16 protein-coding genes are annotated in these 19,288 nt (G+C 50.7%); 13 read left to right on the top strand and 3 right to left on the bottom strand.

Annotation, left to right across the window (positions count from 1 at the left end):
- Positions 1 to 226 precede the first annotated feature (226 nt).
- From ACLJPQ_RS00110 to ACLJPQ_RS00130, 5 genes are all read left to right on the top strand, one after another.
- Positions 227 to 1,462, top strand: coding sequence for an MFS transporter (locus tag ACLJPQ_RS00110; RefSeq protein ID WP_080184917.1), 1,236 nt, complete (start codon positions 227 to 229; stop codon positions 1,460 to 1,462).
- Between the two features lie 66 nt (positions 1,463 to 1,528).
- Positions 1,529 to 2,395, top strand: coding sequence for a quinate/shikimate dehydrogenase (ydiB, locus tag ACLJPQ_RS00115; RefSeq protein ID WP_000383488.1), 867 nt, complete (start codon positions 1,529 to 1,531; stop codon positions 2,393 to 2,395).
- A 44-nt stretch (positions 2,396 to 2,439) separates the two neighbouring features.
- Positions 2,440 to 3,198 carry a type I 3-dehydroquinate dehydratase gene (aroD, locus tag ACLJPQ_RS00120; protein ID WP_000860224.1) on the top strand — a complete coding sequence of 253 codons (759 nt, stop codon included), beginning with the start codon at positions 2,440 to 2,442 and terminating at the stop codon, positions 3,196 to 3,198.
- Between the two features lie 154 nt (positions 3,199 to 3,352).
- Entirely contained in the window at positions 3,353 to 4,948 is a 1,596-nt protein-coding gene (locus tag ACLJPQ_RS00125; RefSeq protein ID WP_138010007.1) for an acyl CoA:acetate/3-ketoacid CoA transferase, read from the top strand.
- A gap of 13 nt (positions 4,949 to 4,961) precedes the next feature.
- Positions 4,962 to 6,113, top strand: coding sequence for an acyl-CoA dehydrogenase (locus tag ACLJPQ_RS00130; RefSeq protein ID WP_000347819.1), 1,152 nt, complete (start codon positions 4,962 to 4,964; stop codon positions 6,111 to 6,113).
- Positions 6,114 to 6,188: 75 nt separating this feature from the next.
- Here ACLJPQ_RS00130 and ACLJPQ_RS00135 read toward each other — a convergent pair whose 3' ends face one another.
- Entirely contained in the window at positions 6,189 to 7,079 is an 891-nt protein-coding gene (locus ACLJPQ_RS00135; RefSeq protein WP_000284832.1) for an AraC family transcriptional regulator, read from the bottom strand.
- A gap of 462 nt (positions 7,080 to 7,541) precedes the next feature.
- Between ACLJPQ_RS00135 and ACLJPQ_RS00140 the strand changes: the two genes are divergently transcribed.
- From ACLJPQ_RS00140 to fadK, 5 genes are all read left to right on the top strand, one after another.
- On the top strand, positions 7,542 to 8,306 hold the full coding sequence (locus ACLJPQ_RS00140; RefSeq protein ID WP_080184916.1) for an electron transfer flavoprotein: 765 nt from the start codon (positions 7,542 to 7,544) through the stop codon (positions 8,304 to 8,306).
- A 21-nt stretch (positions 8,307 to 8,327) separates the two neighbouring features.
- On the top strand, positions 8,328 to 9,263 hold the full coding sequence (locus ACLJPQ_RS00145; RefSeq protein ID WP_080184915.1) for an electron transfer flavoprotein subunit alpha: 936 nt from the start codon (positions 8,328 to 8,330) through the stop codon (positions 9,261 to 9,263).
- Between the two features lie 56 nt (positions 9,264 to 9,319).
- Entirely contained in the window at positions 9,320 to 10,606 is a 1,287-nt protein-coding gene (locus tag ACLJPQ_RS00150) for an FAD-dependent oxidoreductase (protein WP_001278565.1), read from the top strand.
- Positions 10,603 to 10,896: a ferredoxin family protein gene (locus tag ACLJPQ_RS00155; RefSeq protein WP_000093362.1), complete on the top strand. Its 294-nt coding sequence runs from the start codon at positions 10,603 to 10,605 to the stop codon at positions 10,894 to 10,896. Before ACLJPQ_RS00150 ends, ACLJPQ_RS00155 begins: the two co-directional genes overlap by 4 nt.
- Positions 10,897 to 10,985: 89 nt before the next feature.
- Positions 10,986 to 12,626, top strand: coding sequence for a medium-chain fatty-acid--CoA ligase (gene fadK, locus ACLJPQ_RS00160; protein ID WP_000117492.1), 1,641 nt, complete (start codon positions 10,986 to 10,988; stop codon positions 12,624 to 12,626).
- Between the two features lie 41 nt (positions 12,627 to 12,667).
- On the opposite strand, the gene ppsA is transcribed toward fadK, so the two are convergent.
- Positions 12,668 to 15,046, bottom strand: coding sequence for a phosphoenolpyruvate synthase (ppsA, locus tag ACLJPQ_RS00165; protein WP_000069335.1), 2,379 nt, complete (start codon positions 15,044 to 15,046; stop codon positions 12,668 to 12,670).
- A gap of 336 nt (positions 15,047 to 15,382) precedes the next feature.
- Here ppsA and ppsR point away from each other — a divergent pair, with 336 nt between their 5' ends.
- From ppsR to hemP, 3 genes are all read left to right on the top strand, one after another.
- Complete coding sequence (gene ppsR, locus ACLJPQ_RS00170) at positions 15,383 to 16,216, top strand: posphoenolpyruvate synthetase regulatory kinase/phosphorylase PpsR (RefSeq protein ID WP_000370992.1); 834 nt, start codon at positions 15,383 to 15,385, stop codon at positions 16,214 to 16,216.
- 155 nt (positions 16,217 to 16,371) lie between these two features.
- Positions 16,372 to 17,418, top strand: coding sequence for a 3-deoxy-7-phosphoheptulonate synthase AroH (aroH, locus tag ACLJPQ_RS00175; RefSeq protein ID WP_001082196.1), 1,047 nt, complete (start codon positions 16,372 to 16,374; stop codon positions 17,416 to 17,418).
- A gap of 156 nt (positions 17,419 to 17,574) precedes the next feature.
- Entirely contained in the window at positions 17,575 to 17,766 is a 192-nt protein-coding gene (gene hemP, locus ACLJPQ_RS00180; RefSeq protein ID WP_000089118.1) for a hemin uptake protein HemP, read from the top strand.
- 35 nt (positions 17,767 to 17,801) lie between these two features.
- On the opposite strand, the gene selO is transcribed toward hemP, so the two are convergent.
- Entirely contained in the window at positions 17,802 to 19,244 is a 1,443-nt protein-coding gene (gene selO, locus ACLJPQ_RS00185; protein WP_000175683.1) for a protein adenylyltransferase SelO, read from the bottom strand.
- Between the last annotated feature and the right edge of the window lie 44 nt (positions 19,245 to 19,288).

The raw sequence follows: 19,288 nt of genomic DNA on the forward strand, positions 1-19,288 counted from the left end.
GAGCATCACGAGTTATATGTATTAAACAACAAATTCGCAGCAATTTTTATATTTCCTGGCTAACAAATGAAATGCTATCAATGCAATAAACCTGGCATTTTAAACGCCATGTTATGTACATATAACGACAGTACCGAATTATAGTGTTACTGAACAATCGCTGCATGTAGTAAAGCAGTAATAAGCAGGACATTGAATCAAACCATCAGCAAGGAGCTGTGAACAAATGTCTCAGAACAAGGCTCGCAACATGCCATATTTGCTGGCTGTTATCTGCATTTATTTTAGTTACTTTCTCCACGGCATGAGTGTTATTACACTAGCCCAGAACATGACCTCCCTTGCACAGAAATTCTCCACGGATAGTGCCGGTATCGCCTATTTAATCTCTGGCATTGGTCTTGGTCGTCTGGTCAGTATTTTATTCTTTGGCGTACTGTCCGATAAATTTGGCCGTCGGGCAATAATACTGCTTGGCGCCGTACTATATATGCTGTTTTTCTTCGGTATTCCCGCCAGTCCTAACCTGATGATCGCTTTCATATTAGCGGTGTGTGTCGGCGTGGCGAACTCCGCGCTGGATACCGGCGGATACCCTGCATTAATGGAGTGTTTTCCCAAAGCATCGGGCTCGGCAGTTATTCTGGTTAAAGCGATGGTCTCTTTTGGGCAAATGATTTATCCCCTTATTGTCAGCACCTTGTTAGTCAACCATATCTGGTACGGCTACGCGGTGGTAATCCCCGGTATCCTTTTCGTCCTCATCACGTTGATGCTGTTGAAAAGCCGTTTTCCCAGCCAACTTGTCGATGCCAGTATTGCGAAAGAATTACCCCAGATGAACAGTACTCCCCTCGTCTGGCTGGAAGGCGTAGCTTCCGTTTTATTTGGCGTCGCCGCGTTCTCAACCTTCTATGTGATTGTGGTCTGGATGCCTAAATATGCGATGGCCTTCGCCGGAATGGCGGAATCCGACGCGCTGAAAACCATCTCTTATTACAGTATGGGATCGTTGGTTTGCGTGTTTATTTTTGCCGCATTGCTGAAAAAAATGGTTCGCCCCATCTGGGCCAATGTTTTCAATGCCGGGCTGGCGACACTCACCGCTGCGGCAATTTACCTGTATCCCTCTCCACTGATCTGTAATGCTGGCGCCTTCGTGATTGGTTTTTCCGCTGCTGGAGGTATTTTACAATTAGGCGTATCGGTAATGTCGGAATTTTTCCCTAAGAGTAAAGCTAAAGTCACCAGTATATATATGATGATGGGGGGCGTAGCTAACTTTCTTATCCCACTGATTACCGGTTATATCTCTACTATTGGCCTGCAATATATCATTTTGTTAGATTTTGCCTTTGCACTACTGACATTTATCACCGCCATTATTGTATTTATTCGCTATTATCGCGTATTTAAGATCCCGCAAAACGATGTCCGATTTGGCGAGCGTTATTTCCAGTAAAAATGTTAACTATGCGCAACAGGCATGCGCCCTGCTCTGCACTGTCCACTTATTAAGGAGTATAAAATGGATGTTACCGCAAAATATGAATTAATTGGTCTTATGGCGTATCCTATCCGTCATAGCTTATCGCCCGAAATGCAAAACAAAGCGTTAGAAAAAGCGGGGCTACCGTATACCTATATGGCTTTCGAAGTGGATAACACGACGTTTGCCAGCGCCATTGAAGGACTGAAAGCATTAAAAATGCGCGGTACGGGCGTCTCCATGCCAAACAAACAGCTCGCGTGTGAGTATGTCGATGAATTAACGCCAGCAGCAAAACTGGTTGGCGCTATCAACACCATTGTTAACGATGACGGCTATCTACGCGGCTACAACACGGATGGTACGGGCCATATTCGGGCAATTAAAGAAAGCGGTTTCGATATTCGGGGAAAAACCATGGTGCTGCTCGGCGCGGGAGGCGCGGCTACCGCCATTGGCGCCCAGGCAGCCATTGAAGGCATTAAGGAAATTAAACTGTTTAACCGTAAAGATGACTTTTTCGAAAAAGCGGTTGCCTTTGCGAAGCGGGTGAATGAAAACACCGATTGCGTCGTTACCGTCACCGATCTTGCCGATCAGCACGCTTTTACTGAAGCGCTTGCCAGCGCAGATATTCTGACGAACGGCACCAAAGTTGGCATGAAACCATTGGAGAACGAATCCCTGATCGGCGATGTTTCCCTGCTCCGCCCTGAATTGCTGGTCACCGAATGTGTTTATAATCCGCATATGACAAAGTTATTGCAGCAGGCGCAACAAGCTGGTTGCAAAACAATTGATGGTTACGGCATGTTGTTATGGCAAGGAGCCGAACAGTTTGAACTGTGGACAGGAAAAGCATTTCCATTGGACTATGTGAAGCAGGTGATGGGATTCACAGCCTGACCGGTAAAATTATAATTGCGACGAATGACAATGAAGGGTACCAAATGAAAACCGTAACTGTAAGAGATCTCGTGGTTGGCGAAGGCGCGCCAAAGATCATTGTGTCGCTAATGGGAAAAACCATTACCGATGTGAAATCGGAAGCACTCGCCTACCGTGAAGCGGATTTCGATATTCTGGAGTGGCGCGTTGACCATTTTGCCAACGTGACAACGGCGGAAAGCGTACTTGAGGCCGCCGGTGCCATCCGGGAGATTATTACCGATAAACCCTTGCTATTTACCTTCCGCAGCGCGAAAGAAGGCGGCGAACAGGCGCTAACCACCGGACAGTATATCGCTCTGAATCGTGCAGCGGTTGACAGCGGTCTGGTCGATATGATCGATCTTGAGCTTTTTACCGGCGACGATGAGGTGAAAGCCACCGTCGGCTATGCTCATCAACACAACGTTGCGGTGATCATGTCTAACCATGATTTTCATAAAACGCCCGCAGCGGAAGAGATTGTTCAGCGTCTGCGTAAAATGCAGGAACTGGGCGCCGATATTCCGAAGATCGCCGTCATGCCGCAGACTAAAGCCGATGTCCTGACCTTACTTACCGCCACTGTAGAAATGCAGGAGCGCTATGCGGATCGTCCGATTATTACCATGTCAATGTCGAAAACCGGGGTAATATCTCGTCTTGCCGGCGAAGTGTTCGGTTCTGCAGCAACGTTTGGCGCGGTGAAAAAAGCATCTGCGCCGGGACAAATATCGGTAGCCGATCTGCGTACCGTATTAACTATATTGCACCAGGCGTAATACTTTATCGTGTGGCGGAATATTCTCTTTCTGCCACAATAAAAATAAATAGTTATCTGACATGAATATGTTCCATATTCATTGAAAGCCGCTGTCTTTATTACCTTAACACGGTTATATCGATATTGCTTTCAGGGATAATAGTGGAGTAAATATGAAACTCAATAAGCCATCACGCATTAATGGCCGCGTTCCCGTGCTCTCTGCACAAGAAGCAGTAAATTATATCCCGGACGAGGCCACTTTATGTATTCTGGGCGCAGGCGGCGGCATTCTCGAAGCGACAACATTAATTACCGCACTGGCAGATAAATATCAAACAACCCAGTCACCACGAGATTTATCTATTATTAGCCCTACCGGATTAGGTGACCGCGCCGATCGCGGCATCAGCCCGCTGGCGCAGGAGGGATTGGTAAAATGGGCGCTATGCGGACATTGGGGGCAATCTCCCCGTATTTCTGAACTGGCTGAACAAAATAAAATCGCCGCCTATAACTACCCACAAGGCGTATTAACCCAGACGCTGCGCGCCAGCGCCGCACACCAGCCGGGTATTCTGAGCGATATCGGTATTGGTACCTTTGTCGACCCTCGCCAACAGGGCGGAAAATTAAACGACGTGACTAAAGAAGATCTCATTAAGCTGGTAGAGATCGATAATAAAGAATATCTCTATTATAAAGCGATAGCGCCTAATGTGGCTTTTATCCGCGCCACCACCTGCGACAGCGAAGGCTATGCATCATTTGAAGATGAGGTGATGTATCTTGATGCGCTGGTGATCGCCCAGGCCGTTCACAATAATGGCGGTATTGTAATGATGCAGGTGCAGAAAATGGTAAAAAAAGCCACGCTGCATCCAAAATCCGTGCGTATTCCCGGCTATCTGGTGGATATTGTGGTTGTCGACGCCGACCAGACGCAACTCTATGGCGGCGCGTCGGTGAACCGATTTATCTCCGGGGATTTTACTCTTGATGATAGTACCCAGCTTACCCTGCCCCTTAATCAGCGCAAGCTGGTAGCCCGACGCGCGCTGTTTGAAATGCGTAAAGGCGCGGTAGGCAATGTGGGCGTAGGCATTGCCGACGGCATTGGTCTGGTCGCTCGCGAGGAAGGCTGCGCCGATGACTTCGTGCTGACCGTAGAAACTGGCCCGGTGGGCGGTATTACCTCTCAGGGCGTGGCCTTCGGCGCCAATGTCAATACCCGCGCGATCCTCGATATGACCTCACAATTTGATTTTTATCACGGCGGTGGGCTCGATGTCTGCTATTTAAGTTTTGCCGAAGTGGATCAACACGGTAATGTCGGTGTACATAAATTCAACGGCAAAATTATGGGCACCGGCGGGTTTATCGATATTAGCGCAACGTCGCAAAAAATTATTTTCTGCGGAACTCTGACGGCCGGAAGTTTAAAAACTGAAATTACTGATGGCAAATTAAATATTCTGCAGGAAGGTCGCGTGAAAAAATTCGTCTGCGAACTGCCGGAAATTACGTTCAGTGGAAAAATTGCGCTTGAGCGCGGGTTAGATGTGCGTTACATCACTGAACGTGCGGTTTTCACTCTCAAACAAGATGGCCTGCATTTAATTGAAATTGCGCCTGGCGTCGATCTGCAACGGGATATTCTTGACAAGATGGATTTTTCACCGGTTATCTCACCAGATTTAAAACTGATGGACACAAGATTATTTACCGATAGCACTATGGGATTCACGCTTCCTGACGCAACACATTAAAAGGAGTACAAATATGGATTTTTCATTAACTGAAGAACAAGAACTATTACTGGCCAGTATTCGCGAGTTAATCACCAGCAATTTTCCGGAAGAGTATTTCCGTACCTGCGATCAAACGGGCACCTATCCCAAAGAATTTATGCAGGCGCTGGCGGAAAACGGTATTTCGATGCTGGGCGTCCCGGAAGAATTCGGCGGCATTCCGGCTGACTATGTAACGCAAATGCTGGCGCTGATGGAAATCTCAAAATGCGGTGCTCCGGCCTTTTTGATTACCAACGGCCAATGCATTCACAGTATGCGCCGTTTTGGTTCCGCAGAACAACTGCGTAAAACAGCAGAAAGTACTCTGGCCACCGGCGATCCAGCATATGCGCTAGCCTTAACAGAACCTGGCGCGGGATCTGATAATAATAGCGCCACAACAACCTGGACGCGTAAAAACGGCAAGGTTTATCTTAACGGTCAGAAAACGTTTATCACCGGTGCAAAAGAATATCCTTACATGCTGGTTCTGGCGCGCGATACGGAGCCAAAAGATCCTAAAAAAGCGTTCACGCTTTGGTGGGTGGACTCAAATAAACCGGGCATAAAGATTAATCCGCTGCACAAAATTGGCTGGCACATGTTGAGTACATGCGAAGTTTATCTCGATAATGTCGAGGTGGACGAAAGCGACCGGGTCGGTGAAGAAGGCATGGGTTTCCTCAATGTCATGTACAATTTTGAAATGGAGCGTTTGATTAATGCGGCGCGCAGTACAGGTTTCGCCGAATGCGCATTTGAAGATGCCGCCCGTTACGCCAACCAGCGTATCGCCTTTGGTAAACCCATCGGCCATAACCAGATGATCCAGGAAAAGCTGGCGTTAATGGCCATCAAAATCGAAAACATGCGCAATATGGTGTTGAAAGTCGCCTGGCAGGCCGATCGGGAAGAGTCACTGCGTACCAGCGCCGCGCTGGCTAAGCTGTACTGCGCACGCACAGCGATGGAAGTGATTGACGATGCGATTCAGATTATGGGTGGGCTTGGTTATACTGACGAAGCCCGTGTCTCCCGCTTCTGGCGCGATGTTCGCTGCGAACGTATCGGTGGCGGCACGGATGAAATTATGATCTATGTGGCAGGACGCCAGATTCTGAAAGACTATCAGAACAAGTAAGGATCGTACCGGAACGTCTTATTCGGCCTGACTGCTTTACGGCATCAGGCCGAATAAATCAGATATATTTCGCCGTCAGGTATTTGGCAGCAAATACGCCTGCTCAACCAGACTATTTTTAAATTGCTTACGATAATCGTTGGGAGAACATCCTACATGCCGCATAAACAATTTGGCAAAATGGTCCACATTTTCATATCCTACCCGCCATGAAATTTCTGCCAGTGGCGACTCAGTGTTTGTCAGCGCAAACTTGGCCTCGGTCATACGTCGTTGAATAACATAGTTGATAGGGGATATATGATATTCTTTGGCAAATTCATGGCATATATAACTGACGCTGGCGCGAAATTTTTTCGATAACTGGTCAAGCGTGATTTTCTCACGATAATTATTATTGAGATAAACAAGTACATCCTTAATTAATACATCTTTTTTAATGTAACCTTGTTCAGAACGATAGGCGTTTTTAAAATTTTCATAGTAAAGTGCGGTCAGAGTGTAAGCAAATGCATCGTATACAGAGGAAGCCAATACATTTTTCCCCTGCGGAAGTAACACGCTTAATTCATTAAAGATACTTTTAATGACCTCTTTCCCCTGAACCACGGAAACCACCGGACAGGAATGACTCTGCAATAGTTGGTTTTCTTCCCAACCTGGAAAACAAAACCCATACAGCGCACAGGTATAGGTGGTAGCCGGCGAATTGCTGTCGGATGCTACAGCGTGTAGCCGCCCCCGCTCAACGACGACAATATCGTCCGCATGCGCGACGTAGAGTGAAGAGTCAATAATTAACCTGGCTATCCCTTTTTTGACGTAAATAAGCTCTGTTTCATTATCATGCATATGATGGCCAGACTCCCAGTTTGGATCATCGCTAATGACAAAACGTGAAAATCGAGGGGTCTTGTCCTGTTCAAAAATCGTCTCCGCGGCGGAGTCAAAACAGCGCTGATACATAATAACCTCTGTCAGGTTTAAAAAGATAACCAGGATAAAATAAAGCGAGCGTCAGTGTTGTACAACCGTGGAGATTACCAGCAAAACAAGATTATTCGTTCCGAATGCAAGATATTATGTTCTTTTGCAGACAGCTCAGATTACCTGTCGATAGCGTATTATCAGACAAAAATACATAGCCGACATATCTTTGATGTTTTCTTTTAACCTCACAGAAACAACATCGCACGTTTCATGTTAAAAAATGATGATATGCTTCGCACTTATTATTCTCACTACCGTATTTATATTTTTATGACGCCCTTTTCAGATGGTTGCTAACGATTCTCTGTTCGCAGATTTTTCGTGCAAGATTGTTGGCAAGGAAAACAGATTGACCCATCGAAAACCTCTTCAGACTGCCGCAGACTATTTTCAGTCAGATTTACGTTACTTATCCGCACGCGACTCACTGGAGATGCAATGAAAATAATAACCTGCTTTAAGTTGGTGCCTGAAGAACAGGACATTACCGTGACCCCGGAGCATTCGCTCAATTTTGATCGTGCCGAGGCCAAAATCAGCCAGTTTGATTTAAATGCAATTGAGGCCGCCGCGCAGTTAGCTGGCGATGGCGACGAGATCGCCGCGCTCACCGTCGGCGGCTCTCTGTTACAAAATTCAAAAGTCCGCAAAGATGTGTTATCCCGCGGGCCAGATGCGCTTTTTATGGTTCAGGATGCGCAGCTGGAGCACGCCCTGCCCAAAGAAACCGCGCTGGCGCTAGCATCCGCGGCGGAGAAAATCGGCTTTGACCTGCTGCTCTTTGGAGAGGGCTCCGGCGATATTTATGCCCAACAGGTGGGCCTGCTGACTGGCGAACTCCTGAAACTCCCCGTCATCAACGCAGTAAGCCATATTCAACGCGACGGCGACAAAATCATCGTTGAACGCACACTGGAAGAAGAAGTTGAAATTATCGAGCTCACGCTGCCCGCGGTGCTTTGCGTGACCTCAGATATTAACGTTCCACGCATCCCGTCAATGAAAGCCATTCTCGGCGCCGGGAAAAAAGCCGTTACGTCGTGGCTGGCGAGCGATATCCACTGGACCCCAACCACGCCAATGGCGGAACTGGTCGCCATCTTGGTACCGCCGCAGACAGAACGCAAGCATATCATTCTCGATAACGATTCGCCGGAAGCCATTACCGCACTGGCCGACCATTTGAAAAAATCCCTGAACTAAACCCAACGGAGAAAAATTATCATGAATCATTTAGCTAACGTATGGGTATTTAGCGATAACGTAGAGCGTTATGCCGAATTAATGACCGGCGCGCGGCAGTGGGGAGAAAAAGTTTACGCCATCGTGCAAGGAAACACGGAGATCGACTACGTGAAAGCGCTTGGCGCTGATGAGATAGTCATTCTTGAATCGCATACGGATTTGCAGCGCGTGGAAAACTATGCCGAAACGCTGGCCTCGTTATTAGGCGACAAAAATGGGCTGCTGCTCATGGCGGCGACCAAGCGCTGTAAAGCGCTGGGCGCCCGGCTGAGCATCCAGCTTGACTCCGTGATGGTGAACGACGCGACGTCTATTGACCTCCTCGACGGGACGCTACACGCAGAGCATCGCATGTACGGCGGACTTGCTTTCGGCAAAGAGAAATTAAACAGCCCGCAGGCGATTATTACACTGGCACCCGGCGTGCTGGAACCCGCCGCCCCTCTCCCCGGTCATACTTGCCCGCAGACCACGCTGGCATATATTGCCCCACGCCACGAGGTATTGTGCCAGCAGCGGCGCGCGAAATCGTTAAGCAGCGTCGATTTGAGCAAAGCCAAACGGGTCATCGGCGTAGGACGAGGCCTGGCGGCGCAAAGCGATCTGGATATGGTGCATAAACTGGCGACCGTCCTCGGCGCAGAAGTGGGCTGTTCCCGCCCCATTGCGGAAGGTGAAAACTGGATGGAACGCGAGCGTTATATTGGCGTATCCGGCGTTCTGTTGAAATCCGATCTCTATCTGACGCTGGGCATTTCCGGCCAAATTCAACATATGGTGGGTGGAAACGGCGCAAAAATTATTGTCGCAATTAACAAAGATAAAAACGCGCCCATTTTCAATTATGCCGATTATGGTCTGGTGGGCGATATCTATAAGGTTGTTCCTGCCCTCATCGACCAGTTAAGCCGCTAATTCCTTTTTCAACGCACATCTCCCGTCGTCGATACGGCGGGAAAGGAGCATAAAGCATGTCGGATGATAAATTTGACGCTATTGTGGTGGGCGCAGGCGTAGCAGGAACGGTCGCCGCGTATGTGATGGCAAAAGCGGGACTGGATGTACTGGTTATTGAACGCGGAAACAGCGCGGGCAGCAAAAATATGACCGGTGGCCGGCTCTACGCTCACAGTATCGAAAGTATTATGCCGGGATTCGCAACGTCCGCCCCCATCGAACGTGTCGTTACCCGTGAAAAAATCTCCTTTTTAACCGAAGAAAGCGCCGTCACACTTGATTTTCACCGCGCGCCCCCTACTCCGCCCCTTACGTCATATACCGTACTGCGCAACAAACTGGACCCGTGGCTAATGGCGCAGGCGGAGCAGGCTGGCGCGCAGTTTATCCCAGGTGTACGGGTCGACGCTCTGGTACGTGAAGGCAATCGCGTCACTGGCGTTCAGGCCGGGGATGATATTCTGGATGCGAATATTGTGATTCTCGCGGACGGCGTGAATTCCATGCTGGGCCGTTCGCTGGACATGGTGCCTGTCTCTTCTGCGCATCACTATGCCGTCGGCGTAAAAGAGTTGATTGGGCTCTCTCCGGCACTTATTGAAGAGCGCTTTAATCTGGCGTCCCATGAAGGCGCCGCCTGGTTATTCGCTGGCGCGCCCTCCAACGGGCTCATGGGCGGCGGGTTTCTTTATACCAACCGCGATTCGGTTTCTCTGGGGCTGGTATGTGGCCTGGGCGACATTGCTCACGCGACCAAAAGCGTACCGCAAATGCTGGAAGATTTTAAACAGCATCCGGCAATACGCCCTTTGATTCAGGGGGGAACGCTGCTTGAATACTCCGCTCATATGGTGCCCGAAGGCGGCATAGCAATGATGCCGGAGCTGGCAAATGACGGCGTGATGATTGTCGGCGACGCCGCCGGTCTTTGCCTGAATCTCGGTTATACCGTCCGCGGCATGGATTTAGCCATCGCGTCCGCGCAAGCGGCCGCTCAAACCGCCATTGACGCTAAAGCGCGGCAAGATTTTTCCGCCGCGAGTCTTGCCGGTTACAAACGCGCGCTGGAGAAAAACGGCGTGTTACGCGATATGCGGCATTTCCGCAAACTCCCCGGATTAATGGAAAACCCACGGCTTTTTACCGAGTACCCGCGAATGGCGGCAAACATTGTGGGCGATCTGTTCACCGTTGATGGCGGTCCAGTCCCACCGTTGCGTAAAACTATCCTGTCACATGCGAAAAAAATTGGACTGGTGAATCTATTAAAAGACGGCATAAAAGGGGCTACGGCATTATGAGTTCGGACAATAAGGTGAATGTTGACGTCAAATTGGGCGTAAATAAATTTTACGTAGATGAAGGACACCCACATATCATTTTGCGCTCCTCGCCTGACATGCAGGAGTTTAATAAATTAATAAAAGCCTGCCCTGCCGGACTCTATAAGCTGGACGATGCGGGAAATATTCATTTTGACTCCGCGGGCTGCCTGGAATGCGGGACCTGCAGGGTTCTCTGCGGCAATACTCTTCTCGAAAAATGGGAATACCCGGCGGGAACGTTCGGCGTTGAGTTTCGCTACGGCTGACGCTCTGAAACACCGGATAACGACGCTACGGCGTCTTATTCGGCTTGCCCCCGGAGATTACGTCATTTGTATTAATAGAGAACAAGTCAATGAGTGTTACATTAACGTTTGACGCCGCAAGGCGGAAAACCTATCGCGAGTCCGGCTACTGGGGCGATGCTTCACTGGGCGACTACTGGCGGCAAACCGCACGTGCCGTACCCGATAAAATCGCCGTGGTCGATAATCATGGCGCGTCCTGGACCTACGCCGCACTCGACTGCGCGGCAAGCCGCCTGGCAAACTGGTTACTGTCTCAGGGGATTCAACCGGGCGATCGCGTGGCCTTTCAGCTTCCGGGCTGGTGTGAGTTTACCCTCATTTATCTGGCCTGCCTGAAAACGGGCGCGGTATCTGTCCCGCTACTTCCCGCCTGGCGAGAAGCAGAGCTGGTTTGGGTGCTGAACAAATGTCAGGCTAAAATATTCTTCGCCCCCACCGTATTCAAACAGAATCGTCCGGTCGATCTTATCCTTCCGCTACAAAATCAACTGCGCCATCTGACGCATATTGTCGGCGTGGATAAACTGGCGCCTGCCACCACAGCGCTTGCGCTTAGTCAAATCATCGACCGCAGCGAACCGTTGCAGTCAGACATTAACATTCACGGTGATGAACTGGCGGCAGTGCTGTTTACCTCCGGCACAGAAGGAATGCCGAAAGGGGTGATGTTGACCCACAATAATATTCTTGCCAGCGAACGGGCGTATTGCGCGCGGTTGAATTTAACCTGGCAAGATGTGTTCCTGATGCCTGCGCCACTGGGCCACGCCACCGGATTTTTACACGGCGTCACCGCGCCCTTTTTAATCGGGGCGCGTAGCGTATTGCTGGACATCTTTACCCCAGAAGCCTGCCTTACCTTATTAGCGCAGCAACGCTGTACCTGTATGTCAGGCGCGACGCCGTTTATTTACGATCTGCTTTGTGCCGTTGAGCAACAGCCTGCCGACCTCTCCTCACTGCGATTCTTCTTATGCGGCGGCACGACTATTCCCAAAAAGGTTGCCCGCGACTGCCAGCAGCGCGGTATCAAATTATTGAGTATTTACGGTTCTACAGAAAGTTCTCCACACTCGATGGTTAATCTGGGTGATTCGACTTCACGCATGATGAACACCGATGGTTATGCCGCCACCGGTGTAGAAATTAAAATCGTGGATGAAGATCGCAATACGCTTCCAGCAGGCCACGAAGGCGAAGAAGCCTCGCGCGGGCCAAACGTTTTTATGGGATACCTGGACGAGCCGGAACTTACCGCCCGCGCACTGGATAATGAGGGCTGGTATTACAGCGGCGACCTCTGCCGCATGGATGAAGACGGTTATATCAAAATTACCGGGCGCAAAAAGGATATTATTATACGTGGAGGTGAAAATATCAGCAGTCGCGAGGTGGAGGATATTTTATTGCAACACCCCCGCATACACGATGCTTGCGTCGTTGCTATGCCTGATGAACGCTTAGGCGAACGTTCATGCGCGTATGTAGTCTTAAAACCGCCGCACCTTTCGCTGACGCTGGAAGAGGTGATCGCTTTTTTCAGTCGAAAACGGGTAGCGAAGTATAAATATCCGGAACGGATCGTCATCGTAGAAAAACTGCCCAGAACCGCCTCTGGCAAAGTGCAGAAGTTTCTGTTGCGGCAGGATATTATTGAGCGGCTGCGCCAGGAGCACACTGCGGTATAAATTGCCGGATGGCGACGTTAACGCCGCCATCCGGTATTACACTACTTCTTCAGTTCCGCCAGACTCAGCCAGGTCTGAACCACGGTGTCCGGGTTCAGCGACAGGCTGTCGATCCCCTCTTCCATCAGCCAGGCGGCAAAGTCTTCATGGTCGGACGGACCCTGACCACAAATTCCAACATATTTGCCCTGTTTTTTCGCCGCGCGGATCGCCATCGACAGCAGCGCTTTCACCGCGTCGTTACGCTCGTCAAACAGTTCAGACACCACGCCGGAATCGCGATCCAGCCCCAGCGCCAGCTGCGTCATGTCGTTAGAACCAATCGAGAAGCCATCAAAATACTCGAGGAACTGTTCAGCCAGCAAGGCATTGGACGGGATCTCGCACATCATGATGATCTTCAGCCCGTTCTCGCCGCGTTTAAGCCCCTGGCGCGCCAGCTCTTCGATGACCGCTTTCGCCTGGTCGACCGTCCGCACGAACGGGATCATGATTTCGACGTTGGTAAGGCCCATATCGTTGCGCACGCGTTTCACCGCTTCGCATTCCAGCGCAAAACAATCGCGGAAACTTTCTGCGACGTAACGACCCGCGCCGCGGAAGCCCAGCATCGGGTTTTCTTCATGCGGCTCATAGCGTTCGCCGCCGACCAGGTTGGCGTATTCGTTGGACTTAAAGTCAGACAGGCGAACGATGACGCGTTTCGGGTAGAAGGCGGCGCCTAACGTCGCGATCCCTTCCGTCAGTCGACCAACGTAAAATTCACGCGGCGAGTCAAACCCTTTCATCATCTCACGAATGTCGTTTTGCAGCGCGGCATCCTGGTCGTCAAACTCCAGCAGCGCGCGCGGGTGAACGCCAATCATACGGTTAATGATGAATTCCAGTCGCGCCAGACCTACACCTTCATTCGGCAGGCAGGCAAAGTCAAATGCTCTGTCCGGGTTGCCGACGTTCATCATGACCTTCAGCGGTAGCTCTGGCATGGTATCTACGCTGGAGCTTTTTACGCTGAAATCCAGCATGTCGGCATACACATAACCGGTATCACCTTCCGCACAGGAGACGGTTACTTTCTCGCCATCTTTCATGCGTTCGGTGGCGTCGCCGCAGCCGACTACCGCCGGAATGCCCAATTCGCGGGCGATAATCGCCGCGTGACAGGTGCGCCCGCCACGGTTAGTGACAATCGCCGCCGCTTTTTTCATGATCGGTTCCCAGTCCGGGTCGGTCATATCGGTGACAAGCACATCGCCAGGCTCAATACGGTTCATTTCGCCGATATCGTGAATAACTTTTACCGTACCTGCGCCGATACGATGACCAATGGCGCGACCTTCGGCAATGATTTTCCCCTGCGCATGTAGCGTATAACGCTCCATCACCTGGCCACGGGAGCGCACGGTTTCCGGACGTGCCTGCACAATAAAGAGCTTACCGGTATGACCGTCTTTCGCCCATTCGATATCCATCGGACGACCATAGTGCCGCTCAATCTGCACCGCTTGTTTCGCCAGTTCCTGCACTTCTTCGTTGGTGAGCGAGAAAATGTCGCGCTGTTCCTGCGGCACATCTTCAATCTTCACTTGCTTGCCGTGCTCCTGGGTGGCGGCGTAAACCATGCGGATTTTTTTCGACCCCATGGTGCGGCGTACGATGGCCGGACGGCCTGCCGCCAGGGTTGGCTTATGGACATAAAATTCATCCGGGTTAACCGCGCCCTGCACCACCATTTCACCCAGTCCCCATGCCGAGGTGATAAAGACCACCTGGTCAAAGCCGGATTCGGTATCGATAGAGAACATCACCCCTGACGAGGCGAGATCGGAGCGAACCATCCGCTGCACGCCAGCGGAAAGCGCTACGCCGCGATGATCATATCCCTGGTGAACGCGATAAGAGATGGCGCGATCGTTAAACAGAGAAGCAAATACGTGTTTCACTGCCACCAGTACCGCGTCGAAGCCCTGAACGTTAAGAAACGTTTCCTGTTGACCCGCAAACGAAGCATCTGGCATATCTTCCGCCGTGGCGGAGGAACGCACGGCAAAAGAGGCATTTTCATCATCCGACGAAAGCTGCGCATAGGCATCGCGGATGGCGTTTTCCAGCGCCGGCTGGAAAGGAGTGTCGATAATCCACTGGCGGATCTGCGCGCCCGCTTTCGCCAGCTGGGAGACATCATCAATATCTGTCTTATCCAGCAGCTCATAAATGCGCTGGTTTACGCCGCTTTGATCCAAAAACTGGTTAAACGCATCGGCAGTGGTTGCAAAACCATTCGGAACGGATACGCCCATGCCGGAAAGGTTAGTAATCATTTCACCCAGGGAGGCATTTTTGCCCCCAACTCTGTCTACATCATTCATGCCGAGTTGGTTATACCAAAGCACCAGCGGTGACGAGCCATTGTTGGACATCGAACAATCCTTTTGTGATAAATGAACGAGTTTAAGAAACACATAGTTGCGTATTTATCCTGGCATACTTAAACCCGCGAAAAAAACGGTGAATCGTTCAAGCAAATTTATTTTTTCATTTTTTCAGATTGTTTACGTAGTTGCGCAAACCCGCGCATAGCACGGCATTCCCTTAATCACCCACGGTATAAACTGCGTTTCCAGGAAATGAAACATGCTTTTCATTAATTATAAAAAGCGCCTGTCATTTTATAAAATAAGCGACAAGTTATACGTTTCCCGTTACTTTTAATTTATGCTTTCAGATAATTATGTTTACTCTTCAGGATGAACAGAATGGATAATGTTGTTGATCGCCATGTTTTCTATATTTCTGATGGTACCGCCATCACCGCCGAGGTCCTGGGTCACGCGGTTATGTCGCAGTTTCCGGTGACGATCAGCAGCATCACGCTGCCATTCGTGGAGAACGAAAGTCGCGCCCGCGCCGTCAAAGACCAAATTGACGCCATTTATCAGCAAACCGGCGTTCGCCCGCTGGTATTTTACTCGATTGTTTTACCTGAAATTCGCGCCATCATCTTACAGAGCGAAGGTTTCTGCCAGGATATCGTCCAGGCGCTGGTGGCGCCGCTTCAGCAGGAGATGAAACTGGATCCGACGCCGATCGCTCATCGTACTCATGGGCTTAATCCGGGTAACCTGAACAAGTATGACGCCCGTATTGCCGCTATTGATTATACCCTGGCGCATGATGATGGCATTTCATTGCGCAACCTCGATCAGGCTCAGGTCATTTTACTTGGCGTTTCGCGCTGTGGAAAAACGCCCACCAGCCTCTATCTGGCGATGCAATTCGGTATTCGTGCGGCTAACTACCCTTTCATCGCCGATGATATGGATAATTTGACGCTGCCCACATCGTTAAAACCGCTACAACATAAACTGTTCGGCCTGACAATTGACCCTGAACGCCTGGCGGCAATTCGCGAAGAACGCCGTGAAAACAGTCGCTATGCCTCGTTGCGTCAGTGCCGCATGGAAGTGGCGGAGGTCGAAGCGCTGTATCGTAAGAATCAGATCCCCTGCCTGAACAGCACCAATTATTCCGTTGAAGAGATAGCCACCAAGATTCTCGACATTATGGGGCTTAACCGCAGGATGTACTAGCAAACTAGTTTAATGGGTTGGTTTTTGTTATCATGCCGTTCTGCCTGCGAGGTGTGACACGCCTCGCACTTGAAATCAGCAGGGATTGGTTTATCGTGATGCCCATCACTTCCCGGTAGTCCTGCCGTTGAAGCAACAAATTTCTGAGACTTGTAATGAACAGAACCGACGAACTCCGTACTGCGCGTATCGACAGCCTGGTAACACCGACCGAACTCGCGCAGCGGTATCCTGTATCGTCCTCCGTCGCCAGTCATGTTACCGACTCCCGACGCCGGATAGAAAAGATTTTAAATGGTGAAGATCCACGGCTACTGGTCGTCATTGGCCCCTGTTCGATTCACGATCTGAATGCTGCCATGGAATACGCGACGCAGCTCCAGGCACAACGCCAAAAGCATCAGGCGCGTCTGGAAATCGTCATGCGCACCTATTTTGAAAAACCGCGCACCGTCGTGGGATGGAAAGGCCTGATTTCCGATCCTGACTTGAATGGAAGTTACCGCGTCAATTATGGGCTTGAACTGGCGCGTCGCTTGCTATTGCAGGTGAACGAACTGGGAGTACCGACCGCCACAGAGTTTCTTGATATGGTCACCGGCCAGTTTATTGCCGATCTGATCAGTTGGGGAGCGATTGGCGCGCGTACCACCGAAAGCCAAATCCATCGGGAAATGGCTTCCGCGCTATCTTGTCCGGTCGGCTTTAAAAATGGTACGGATGGCAATACTCGCATTGCCGTTGACGCTATTCGCGCCTCCCGCGCCAGCCATATGTTTCTCTCGCCGGATAAAGACGGACAGATGACTATCTACCAGACGAGTGGCAACCCGTATGGGCACATCATCATGCGCGGCGGTAAAAAACCGAACTACCACGCTGAAGATATTGCCGCCGCCTGCGACACGTTGCATGAATTTGATCTGCCGGAACATCTGGTCGTCGACTTCAGCCACGGCAACTGTCAAAAACAGCATCGCCGCCAGTTGGAGGTATGTGATGATATTTGCCAGCAGATTCGTAATGGCTCCACGGCAATTGCCGGGATTATGGCCGAGAGTTTTTTACGGGAAGGCACGCAAAAAATTATCAGCGGTCAACCATTAATCTATGGTCAGTCCATTACCGATCCCTGCCTGAACTGGGAAGATACGGAAGTTCTGTTGGAAAAACTGGCCGCGGCGGTAGATAGCCGCTTTTAATAGCTCGCCCATCCTGCCGGGATGGGCGTTTCTTCGATGCGTTACCCGCCCTTTTCTCTCCCCGCGCGTATATCACTCCACAGAATTAGCACTTGCTGTTATCGCATTAATTATTGATAATAATAATCATTGTGAGTTTGATTATTAATAAATAACATGTCGCGTATGGATAACACCGAGCTGCCTCACCCTAAGGAAATGGACAATGAAACGCTTCTCCCTGCCGCTGAACGGCGCGTCAACAGTCAGGCGCTATTAGGTCCGGACGGCAAAGTCATTATCGATCACAACGGTCAGGAGTATCTGTTGCGCAAAACTCAGGCCGGTAAACTACTGTTAACCAAATAGCGCTCCCGCCAGCAGACGATGCTGCTGGCATCAGGCTAACTTGAACAACTGACCTCCAGCCGCTTTCCCCACTCCGGCGGTCGGCTGGCATAGTCATCATCTCGATCGGTAAAAGGTTGACGTAAAACTTCATGCAACCGATGCAGTTCCGCCATGTCTCCTTGTTCAGCCGCATCTATCGCGCGTTGCGCCAGCCAGTTGCGCAACACAACCGCAGGATTCACGCGTTGCATCTGCTGCTGGCGCAGCGCGTCATCAACCGCCTCTGTGCGCAATCGCGCCCGGTAGCGGTCGAACCAGGCATCGAACGCCGCGCGATCGATAAACGTATCCCGCAACGGCGAGGAAGCGCTCTGTTGCTCCGTATGGCTTAACATCCGAAATGTACGGGTATAGTCACTCCCTTCGCGCGCCATCAGACTAAACAATTCATTCAGTAAAGCGTTATCGTCTTTTTGCTCGGTAAAGAAGCCCAGCTTCTGGCGCATTCGCTGCCCATAGTGCGTTAACAACGCGTCCTGGTAGCGATCCAGCGCTCTGTTTAACGCGTCGATCTCAATAAAAGGGGTTAACGTCTGCGCCAGACGTTGTAAATTCCACAGCGCCACCGACGGTTGATTATCGAAGCGGTAACGTCCCTGATGATCGGAATGGTTACCAATGAAGCCGGGATCGTAGTCATCGAGAAAACCAAAGGGACCATAGTCGATGGTCAGCCCCAGAATCGACATGTTATCCGTATTCATAACGCCGTGCGAAAAACCGACGGTTTGCCACTCGGCGATGAGTCTTCCGGTACGCGCCGCCACCTCTTCAAACCACAAAGCATATTTTTCCGGGACATCCTGCCATTGCGGCCAGTAATGACGAATAGCGAAATCAGCCAGTTGCTGAACTTTTTCCGGCTCACGGCGGTAGTAGAAATGTTCGAAATGACCAAAACGCATATGACTTTGCGCCAGACGCATTAACATCGCGCCCGTTTCCTGCGTCTCTCGCTGAACCGGCGTATCGCTGGCTACGATAGATAACGCGCGCGTCGTGGGAATACCCAGATAATGCATGGCTTCGCTGGCAAGACTTTCTCGTATGGTTGAACGCAGGACGGCGCGTCCATCTCCCATTCGCGAATAGGGTGTTAATCCGGCGCCTTTCAGATGCCAGTCGAGGGTCGAGCCATCCGCCAGGAGCTGTTCACCCAGCAAAATACCGCGTCCGTCGCCGAGCTGTCCCGCCCAGACGCCGAACTGATGCCCGCTATATACCTGCGCGACAGGCGACATACCGGGTAATAAGGTTTCGCCGCCCCAAACGCCAGCGCCATTGGTAGCGTCAAATAACGAAGCGGGAATGGCTAACTGCTGCGCCAGTTTGTCGTTATACCAAATCAGTCGCGCATTTTTTAACGGTGTGGGTAAAAGCGCGGTATACGTTGCTGGCAGTTCATCGCGCCAACGGGCAGTAAAAGACAGGGTCATAGGGCCTCCTGTCTTCAGTGTAGACGGTTAATCACCGGTTAAAC

The organism is Salmonella sp. SAL04213, assembly GCF_046550535.1.
GTDB lineage: Bacteria > Pseudomonadota > Gammaproteobacteria > Enterobacterales > Enterobacteriaceae > Salmonella > Salmonella enterica.

Bases quoted from the DNA above. Each gene is read 5' to 3' on its own strand.
- fadK (WP_000117492.1), top strand. From the start codon at position 10,986: ATGAGTGTTACATTAACGTTTGACGCCGCAAGGCGGAAAACCTATCGC.
- ACLJPQ_RS00135 (WP_000284832.1), bottom strand. From the start codon at position 7,079: ATGTATCAGCGCTGTTTTGACTCCGCCGCGGAGACGATTTTTGAACAG.
- selO (WP_000175683.1), bottom strand. From the start codon at position 19,244: ATGACCCTGTCTTTTACTGCCCGTTGGCGCGATGAACTGCCAGCAACG.
- ACLJPQ_RS00150 (WP_001278565.1), top strand. From the start codon at position 9,320: ATGTCGGATGATAAATTTGACGCTATTGTGGTGGGCGCAGGCGTAGCA.
- ACLJPQ_RS00140 (WP_080184916.1), top strand. From the start codon at position 7,542: ATGAAAATAATAACCTGCTTTAAGTTGGTGCCTGAAGAACAGGACATT.
- ppsR (WP_000370992.1), top strand. From the start codon at position 15,383: ATGGATAATGTTGTTGATCGCCATGTTTTCTATATTTCTGATGGTACC.
- ppsA (WP_000069335.1), bottom strand. From the start codon at position 15,046: ATGTCCAACAATGGCTCGTCACCGCTGGTGCTTTGGTATAACCAACTC.
- aroD (WP_000860224.1), top strand. From the start codon at position 2,440: ATGAAAACCGTAACTGTAAGAGATCTCGTGGTTGGCGAAGGCGCGCCA.
- ACLJPQ_RS00130 (WP_000347819.1), top strand. From the start codon at position 4,962: ATGGATTTTTCATTAACTGAAGAACAAGAACTATTACTGGCCAGTATT.
- ACLJPQ_RS00110 (WP_080184917.1), top strand. From the start codon at position 227: ATGTCTCAGAACAAGGCTCGCAACATGCCATATTTGCTGGCTGTTATC.
- ACLJPQ_RS00145 (WP_080184915.1), top strand. From the start codon at position 8,328: ATGAATCATTTAGCTAACGTATGGGTATTTAGCGATAACGTAGAGCGT.
- ydiB (WP_000383488.1), top strand. From the start codon at position 1,529: ATGGATGTTACCGCAAAATATGAATTAATTGGTCTTATGGCGTATCCT.
- ACLJPQ_RS00125 (WP_138010007.1), top strand. From the start codon at position 3,353: ATGAAACTCAATAAGCCATCACGCATTAATGGCCGCGTTCCCGTGCTC.
- hemP (WP_000089118.1), top strand. From the start codon at position 17,575: ATGTCGCGTATGGATAACACCGAGCTGCCTCACCCTAAGGAAATGGAC.
- ACLJPQ_RS00155 (WP_000093362.1), top strand. From the start codon at position 10,603: ATGAGTTCGGACAATAAGGTGAATGTTGACGTCAAATTGGGCGTAAAT.
- aroH (WP_001082196.1), top strand. From the start codon at position 16,372: ATGAACAGAACCGACGAACTCCGTACTGCGCGTATCGACAGCCTGGTA.